General features: G+C 47.4%; 8 protein-coding genes. 2 read left to right on the top strand and 6 right to left on the bottom strand.

The features are described from left to right. Positions 1-244: 244 nt before the first annotated feature. Positions 245-1,003, bottom strand: coding sequence for a phycobilisome rod-core linker polypeptide (locus tag QUB56_RS26620; protein ID WP_332959261.1), 759 nt, complete (start codon positions 1,001-1,003; stop codon positions 245-247). Positions 1,004-1,157: 154 nt separating this feature from the next. Here QUB56_RS26620 and QUB56_RS26615 point away from each other — a divergent pair, with 154 nt between their 5' ends. Further along, positions 1,158-1,325: a hypothetical protein gene (locus tag QUB56_RS26615; RefSeq protein WP_332959260.1), complete on the top strand. Its 168-nt coding sequence runs from the start codon at positions 1,158-1,160 to the stop codon at positions 1,323-1,325. On the opposite strand, the gene QUB56_RS26610 is transcribed toward QUB56_RS26615, so the two are convergent. Beyond that, positions 1,304-1,900: a phycobiliprotein lyase gene (locus QUB56_RS26610; RefSeq protein ID WP_332959258.1), complete on the bottom strand. Its 597-nt coding sequence runs from the start codon at positions 1,898-1,900 to the stop codon at positions 1,304-1,306. The genes QUB56_RS26615 and QUB56_RS26610 overlap by 22 nt on opposite strands. 135 nt (positions 1,901-2,035) lie before the next feature. On the opposite strand from QUB56_RS26610, the gene QUB56_RS37410 reads away from it, so the two are divergent. Continuing rightward, positions 2,036-2,299: an NblA/ycf18 family protein gene (locus QUB56_RS37410; RefSeq protein ID WP_445243399.1), complete on the top strand. Its 264-nt coding sequence runs from the start codon at positions 2,036-2,038 to the stop codon at positions 2,297-2,299. A 647-nt stretch (positions 2,300-2,946) separates the two neighbouring features. Here the strand turns inward: QUB56_RS37410 and pstB are convergent. The 4 genes from pstB to pstS all read right to left on the bottom strand — a co-directional run bounded on the left by pstB (position 2,947) and on the right by pstS (position 7,372). Further along, positions 2,947-3,747: a phosphate ABC transporter ATP-binding protein PstB gene (pstB, locus tag QUB56_RS26600; RefSeq protein ID WP_332959256.1), complete on the bottom strand. Its 801-nt coding sequence runs from the start codon at positions 3,745-3,747 to the stop codon at positions 2,947-2,949. Positions 3,748-3,838: 91 nt separating this feature from the next. After that, on the bottom strand, positions 3,839-4,732 hold the full coding sequence (gene pstA / locus QUB56_RS26595) for a phosphate ABC transporter permease PstA (protein ID WP_332959254.1): 894 nt from the start codon (positions 4,730-4,732) through the stop codon (positions 3,839-3,841). Between the two features lie 34 nt (positions 4,733-4,766). Beyond that, positions 4,767-5,723 carry a phosphate ABC transporter permease subunit PstC gene (gene pstC, locus QUB56_RS26590; RefSeq protein WP_332959252.1) on the bottom strand — a complete coding sequence of 319 codons (957 nt, stop codon included), beginning with the start codon at positions 5,721-5,723 and terminating at the stop codon, positions 4,767-4,769. Between the two features lie 464 nt (positions 5,724-6,187). After that, positions 6,188-7,372 (bottom strand): phosphate ABC transporter substrate-binding protein PstS, encoded by a 1,185-nt coding sequence (pstS, locus tag QUB56_RS26585; protein ID WP_332959250.1) that lies wholly within the window; start codon positions 7,370-7,372, stop codon positions 6,188-6,190. Positions 7,373-7,725: the final 353 nt, after the last annotated feature.

Raw genomic sequence — 7,725 nt, 5'->3', positions numbered from 1 at the left:
CCTTCTTCCTTCTTCCTTCTTCCTTCTTCCTTCTTCCTTCTTCCTTCTTCCTTCTTCCTTCTTCCTTCTTCCTTCTTTCTTCTTCCTTCTTCCTAATGACAAAAAATTATGAGTCCCGAGTTTTGGATTCCAAGTTTATCAAAAAACTCAAACCTCAAAACTCAAGACTCAAAACTCTCTCAGCCTAAAAGCCGATCGATTCAGTCGATCGTCCGACACAAATAATTGCATCAGACAGCATCAATTACCGGCGACGGGGAACCATCGTGTCGATATTGATATTAGCCAGAGCCACGCGCTGCGGCGGAGTAGCAGGCAGGGGCATATTGCGCGCCATACCCAAATAGTTCGCCGGATCGCCAGCCTTGGGCTGCTGCTCTTGAGGAACAAAACGGCGGACACTTGTCTGCCAGATGATTTGCGGGAAGCCAAGCTGGGAACGGTGGTACTCACCGTAGCGGGGCGTCTTCAAGTTGAAAGGAGTGTCCCCTCCAACTCGCTGAGGCAAAATTCGGCGCTGCTGGTAAGGTACTGTATCGTAGCCGAACTTATCCAGGTACTCATTGCTATTGACCAACTCGTCAATAAAGCCTTGAGGCCCCTTATTGGCTACCACGATCGACCAAGCAATCTTTTCGCGCTCGCTGTAAACATCCCGGCCCAAAATGCGCTGCACGCACATTTCCACAAACCGATAGTTGCTGTTAGTTTGGTAATTCCGTTCCAAGAAAGGGGGCGAAGTCGCCAAACCGCGAATAAAGTCCCGCACCGTAATTTGGCCGAACTTGAGTTGCGACTCCAAAGACGTTTGGCGGTTGCTCTTGAGGATTTGGTGTTCGCTGTAAATCTGGCGATATCCAGCCCAAATCAAATTTTCGATGTCTCCAGACGAGAGCACATTTTCAGTTGTGAAAATTCTCGGCTGCTCGTCGCCCCCTACTTCATAACCAGCAACGCGCTGGTTTTGGCTCTTGGGGGCGTAGCTTAATAAAGGAAGCGCCACGTTAAAATCTCCGTTATCTCAAATTTCAGAAATAGTTGACACCGTGAGCTGCCAGCATAACGATACAACTAACCAACATACAGATTAGGGGATTCCCGCAATCTAAATCTGATTTTCCTGAATTTTTGCAACAATCTGTAACATTTGTTGACTGTTGACTGTTGTCAGTTGGCAGTGGGCAGTGGGCAGTGGGCAGTTGACCCGAAAGCAGTCAACAATCAGCAGTCAGGAGTCAGCAGTCAGCAGTCAGCAGTCAACAGTCAGCAGTCAACAGTCAACAGTCAACAGTCAACAGTCAAATTACCAGCCCAGAGCCGAATAAAACTCGCTGGGGGCCTCTTGAGCTGCTGCGGGTTGTGATGTTACATCCGAGTCTGGTTGCACCCGAATTTCCGTACAGAAAGTCGATGTGCTGAAACCGCCAAAGCGCTTTACGGTACTCGTCCGCATCCGCACGTTGGGATTGGCAAACCAGAAACGCTCGATCGAACTCATCGTCTCGTATTCCGTAATCAGCAGCAGCCCATCCTCATCATCCATCTCAAAACGGCCAGCCACCGGCATAATTTCCGCATAGCCCCGTTCCCGCAACATCAAACCCTGCCGGGGATTTTCAGGATCGGGGACGATCGCGAACACCGTAGACCCTTTATGATTCTCATCATCCTTATCCCAGGCCATAGAGCCGTGCCAAGTTACAAAAGCCCCCCCAGCAGCCCGGCTCGGATCGACGGAGTGCATCTTGCAAATCTCGGCCACTCGCGCGTCATCCGCACCCAGCGCCGTTACCTGAATATTTGAATCCCCAATCTCGGCTTGGCGGAAAGCGAGGTGGTGAGTGCTGCGCTGAGAACGCCACTCCCCAGCGCTGCTTTGAAAAAACTCCATTGCATCCATACGAACTAGCTCCTTTGGCTTAGGCTTCCCGGTGTTTACGCCTTTTTATGATAAGGCTCCCCCCACTTAGATGTACTTTTGCTACACAAATTAGTCTCAAAATGTCTACTTTGGACATATTGTCAAGCGAATGTTATGATAGTTTACAATGTAGGAGAAACAACAAATCCTGCGAAACGTCATTCCGATCGATCTCGCATCAATCTCAGCAAACTGGAGGAGCGATTTATGGATATGCCTACAACCAGCCTCAGTATGGAACAGCAGTTCAAACTACAAGTGCTGCGCGAAGAAGTCAAAAGGTTAAGCCAAGACCAAGCTCAGGAATACTTGCTCGAAGTTATGCGGCAAAACATGGTCAAAGAAAACCTGTTAAAGCATTGGATGAAGAATATGTAAACTCTTCGAGCATTTCTTCAGAAAAAAGCGAGCGAAAAGCCCTTGGCTTTAGACATGGGGAGGAAAGCGGCAGCGACGACTGTCGCCGAGAATAATTGCACAAATGATTGCATAACTCAAGTTTTATGCTCAGGGTAAGTTTAGTAATTAAGAACAACCATCTAGGCCTTGAAACGTCTTAGTCTCGGTGAAATTCCGGCACAGTAAGCCACTACTACTTTATGTAGAAAGCCTATTCAACTGGCAAGCAATATCAAGATGTGGAGCATACCTACCTGGCATAAGTGATGGACTCTGAAAACGAAAAAACTAAAAGTATACACAAAGTTTGGATTAGTCCAATCTGAGTGGGTAGAGGTGCATTGATAACGCCTTTGAAAGTCCCTACCGGATTTAGTCAAGAATCCCCCTGATTCATCAGTGGGGAGTATCAAAAAAATCAGTGGCTTGTATCTGCAAAAAGTGCGATCGAGCTATTAAACATAAAACCCAGAATCCCGCTTTCTCCAAGAAAGCGGGATTCTCAATTCACAAAAGTTTTACGCGGGTTTTGTTGTCGCTACCATCCTCAGCAAATTAAATGTTTTTAGCCTCAAGCGAGAGAGACGAGAGGCAAGTGTAGCGAAAGGCTTCAACCTGTCGGGGACTCAACCAAAACGACCGCTCACATAATCTAAAGTAGACTCTTCCTTCGGAGTTTGGAAAATTACCTCAGTCTTGTCACACTCCACAAGATAGCCAAACCGCTTCCCATCGTCAGAAAGTTTAGCATTGAAAAAAGCAGTCAGGTCAGAAACCCGAGAAGCCTGCTGCATATTGTGAGTAACGATCACAATCGTATACTTCTCCTTGAGTTCCCGCATCAACTCCTCAATCTTAATCGTAGAAATCGGGTCAAGAGAAGCGCAAGGTTCATCCATTAACACTACATCAGGATTAATCGCGATCGCCCTAGCAATACACAAACGCTGCTGCTGGCCGCCCGAAAGAGAAAAACCGCTTTGCTTCAACTTATCCTTCACCTCATCCCACAAATAAGCTTGTCTGAGCGATTTTTCCACCAGCTCATCCATATCCCCCTTATAATTGTTCACCCTCGCACCATAAGCAATATTGTCATAAATCGACTTCGGGAAAGGATTCGGCTTTTGAAACACCATCCCAATCTTGCGGCGCACCGCCACAGCATCAATATCAGGATCGTAAAGATTTTGACCGTGGTAATCAATTCTACCCTCTAAACGAAAACCGCTAACTAAATCGTTGAGGCGGTTAAAACATCGCAGAATGGTACTTTTACCGCAGCCCGACGGTCCAATCAAGGCAGTAATGCGATTTTTAGGAATCTCCATTGAAACATTTTTAACTGCATGAAAAGCGCCGTAAAAAATATTGATGTTTTCTGTCCTTAAAACTGTTTCCGTTTGCTTGTCTAAATCCATCATCATACAGGTAACAATCCTCTCAAATTTTACTCAAAACCTGGGTTACATTCGGCCTTCACCATAAGTGCATGAATGCCTTTTTAAAACTCACCCTTCAATACACTTTTTTGTGAGTAGCCCAGCGAGAAAGAATACTCGTCAATAAAACCATAAACACCAAAATCAAAGATGCAGCCCAAGCCAATTCTTTCTGTGCCTTAAAAGGAACCGTTGCAAAGTTGTACACCAAAACCGAAAGACTCGGAGTTGGCTTATCAAATCCTGCCGGCCAAAAAGGCGAATTTAGCGCCGTGAAAATCAAAGGAGCAGTTTCTCCAGCAGCGCGAGCAATTGCCAGCGTCACACCCGTTAAAATAGCCGGAATTGCCGCCGGCAAAACTACTTGCAACACCGTCTGATAATTAGAAGCACCCACACCAACCGACGCCCATCTAATATCTTGCGGGACGATTTGTAGAGCTTCGTCAGTAGTCCGCACAATCGTCGGCAACATCAGCACGGCAAGCGCCGCGCCCCCTGCAATTGCCGAAAAACCTCCCATATTTACCACGAACAAACCGTAGGCAAATACCCCGGCAATAATCGAAGGAACGCCGCTGAGGACATTAGTAGCAAAGCGCACCCAGCGAGGGATTTTGCCGCTGCTGAATTCCGACAAATAAACGGCTGCCAATACACCAAAAGGAACAGCAATTAAAGCAGCAATTCCCACCGTCATCAATGTACCGACAATTGCATTAGCAATACCGCCTCCCGATAGTCCGGGCGGCGGTGGCAGCTTGGTAAACAAGTCTAAATTCAGGCGATTGAAACCTTGTACGGTGACGTAGGAAAGCACTGCAAACAAAGGCAGCAGAGTGATTGCGAGACTAGCTCCAGCCAGTACAGTCATCCCCAGACTAAACAGCGCTTGCGGGCTGTTTTTTACCTTCTTCAAACTTCCTGTTTTCGATACCAAAGAATTCTCATCGGAGACGCTATTTGACATAAACTAAAACTATGTAGGAAATTGCGGCCAACTTCTAGTTGTACTTCGCTCTTACTTGAGAAACAATCCACTCTGCCAAAATATTAACAATCAGCGTCAGAATAAACAGAATTAGCCCCGTGTACATCAGAGCCGCCACTTGCAATCCCGAAGCTTCGGCAAATTGATTTGCCATCAAAGAAGCAATAGTATTTGCAGGAGCTAGCACAGAAGCACTTAACTGATTGGAATTGCCAATTAACAGAGTGGCGGCCATTGTTTCTCCCATCGCGCGACCGAGCCCGAGCATAATTCCGCCGACAATGCCGGAGAAAGCAGCAGGTACGAGTACCCTAAAAATGGTTGTCCAGCGAGTTGCTCCCAAACCTAGAGATGCTTGTCGCAAATCGGGCGGGAGACTGGCCAAAGAGTCGCGGGAGATAGCAGTAATAATGGGCAAAGTCATGATTCCCAAAATTACTCCGGCTGGTAACATTCCCGGGCCCACTGGCGGGGTGCTAAAAATCGGCAGCCATCCGAAATTACCGTTGAGAAACTTGCCGAGAGTTGTAATCATGGGAATCAATACAGCAATTCCCCACAAACCGTAGACTACGCTGGGAATGGCGGCTAAAAGTTCTACTAAAAAAACTAAAGCTGTGCGCACTGGTACTGGCAAAAAATCTTCGCTCAAGAAGATGGCAGTCCCTACTCCTAATGGTACTGCAATTAGGAGCGCGATCGCCGAACTGACGATCGTCCCGTAAATCATCGGCAGCGCACCGTACTCTTCTTTAACCGGATTCCAGCTACTGCCAAACAGAAAGCCCAAACCGTACTGTTGAATCGCAGGTAAAGCCCTGTAACCAACGGTGAGGGCGATTGCCAGCAAAATTACACCAACTCCTATTCCCAAAATCCGAGTCAGCCAGATAAAGCCTTGGTCTAAGGATTTTTCTGCCCCTGAGCGCGACCGGCTCTCTGATTGAGCGCTGTTATTATCTGAAATCATAGAAAAAAAAACCCAATATATAGTAGCCGAAAATAGCCTGTTTCGGAAAAAGCTAGAAGGAAGCAGAAAGAAAGACCATAAATCAAATCACATAGGGGCGGGTTGATTCATCCCCTAACTTTTCAACAAGTATTTCTGGTAAAACCCACCCCTTGTATTTTGAAAGAGGTAGATGGCGATTTACCGCCCAAGCGGGGGCGGGTTTATCAGATTATTCATTTTAGGCAATTATGGTTGGTGAAACCCGCCCCTACACAGATGCACCGATTGTTACATAGAAGAGGGGCGGATTTATTAATACCCTGACTTTTTAACAAATATTTCTGGTAAAACCCGCCCCACAGAAACATCTCTCTTCGTTCTTCCTGATTTTTACCTGCACGCGCAATGCCGAAGGGCTTTTTCCCCTCTGACAACACTCAACACTCAACAGTCAACACTCAACACTCAACAGTCAACAATTACTATTTGGCAACCTCAATCTTGTAGTCTGGGCTGATGCCGTCAGCGGCCGCGGCTACTTTTTCTTTAACGCTTTGGGGCAGAGGAACGTAGCCCAATTCGGAACTAACTTTTTGACCTTCATTTAAGCCGTATTCAACCATTGCCTCGATGGATTTGGCTTTGTTGGGGTCAGTAACTGTTTTGGGGACGAGCATCCAAGTGTAGGTGACAATTGGATAGGATTGAGCGCCTTCGGGGTCTTCGATAAATGCTCGCAGGTTTTCCGGCAGCGGCACAGTTGCTAAAGCTTGAGAAGCTGATTCGTCGCTAGGTACTACAAATGTGCCTGCTTTGTTTTGCAAAGAAGCAAACTTGAGATTGTTGTTTTTGGCGTAGCCGTATTCTACGTAGCCGAGGCTGCCGACGGTTTGCAGAATTTGGGCTGTGACGCCTTCGTTGCCTTTTGCCCCTACGCCTACGGGCCACTGTACTGTTTTGCCGTCGCCTACTGTACTTTTCCAGTCGGGGCTGATGGCACTCAGGTGTTTGGTGAAGACGGCGGTGGTACCGCTACCGTCGGAACGGTGGACGATGGTGATGGCTTGGTCTGGCAATTTAGCCGTCGGGTTGGCGGCTGCAATTTTGGGATCGTTCCACTTGGTAATTTTACCGGCGAAGATATCTGCGTAAACATCCCGTGGCAGTTTCAGCGGTTCGGTTAAGTCTGGCAGGTTGTAGCCGATGACGATGCTGCCGGCTGTCATGGGGAGCAAGATAACGCCTTTGTCTGCTGGAACTTTGGCGATTTCGTCGTCTTTCATGCCGGTGTCGCTGGCCCCAAAGTCTACTGTTCCTTTGGTAAATTGTTCGACTCCGGCGCCGCTGCCTACTGATTGATAGTTAATTTGTACTTTGGGGTTGATTTTGTTGAAGTCTTGAAACCAACGCTGGTATAGAGGGGCGGGGAATGAGGCGCCGGCTGCGGTGATGGCTACGTCTGAAGCTAGGGCGAGTTTGGTGTTTGCTGCTGTGCCGGTGGCTGCAACGGGGGAAGCGCCGGGGGATGCTGCGGTGTCGCCGGGGCTCGGGCTGCTGCCTGTGGTTGTGCTGCCGCCGCCGCAAGCTGCTAGACTGAGGGCGATCGCCGTAGCGGAAATTGCGGTAGTCACACGGTTTGAATTAATCAAGTTGAGACGAAAAAGCATAGGTATAAAAAATCTGCGATCGTTATATCGGTGTCCCGCATCAGCATAGCGCGCAAAAGTAAAGGTTAGGTTAAGAATCTTTACACTTCATCGCAATTTAATATTAATTAATATTATTAATCAATATTGATGAGCTTGACGAGTGGGATTTTATAAGATAGAGGCAAGATAAATTGGTAGGGAAACAAGCATTCGATCGCCCGATCGCGAAAAATTCCCGATTAAATTATCACAAGATCCAGGCTTGAGAACCAGAAAACCATACAATGGTGGTTTTTTTGACAGTAGTGGTAGTATTAAGAATTTAAAAGCTGCGCGCATAGAAGCTTGCTTCGGACAAATGCCTTCTGCCT

Origin of the sequence: Microcoleus sp. AR_TQ3_B6, assembly GCF_036702785.1 — a bacterium.
Lineage (GTDB): Bacteria > Cyanobacteriota > Cyanobacteriia > Cyanobacteriales > Microcoleaceae > Microcoleus.
This window is presented reverse-complemented; position numbering and strand designations above follow the sequence as displayed.

Bases quoted from the DNA above. Each gene is read 5' to 3' on its own strand.
- QUB56_RS26610 (WP_332959258.1), bottom strand. From the start codon at position 1,900: ATGGATGCAATGGAGTTTTTTCAAAGCAGCGCTGGGGAGTGGCGTTCT.
- QUB56_RS37410 (WP_445243399.1), top strand. From the start codon at position 2,036: ATGATAGTTTACAATGTAGGAGAAACAACAAATCCTGCGAAACGTCAT.
- pstB (WP_332959256.1), bottom strand. From the start codon at position 3,747: ATGATGATGGATTTAGACAAGCAAACGGAAACAGTTTTAAGGACAGAA.
- pstA (WP_332959254.1), bottom strand. From the start codon at position 4,732: ATGTCAAATAGCGTCTCCGATGAGAATTCTTTGGTATCGAAAACAGGA.
- pstC (WP_332959252.1), bottom strand. From the start codon at position 5,723: ATGATTTCAGATAATAACAGCGCTCAATCAGAGAGCCGGTCGCGCTCA.
- pstS (WP_332959250.1), bottom strand. From the start codon at position 7,372: ATGCTTTTTCGTCTCAACTTGATTAATTCAAACCGTGTGACTACCGCA.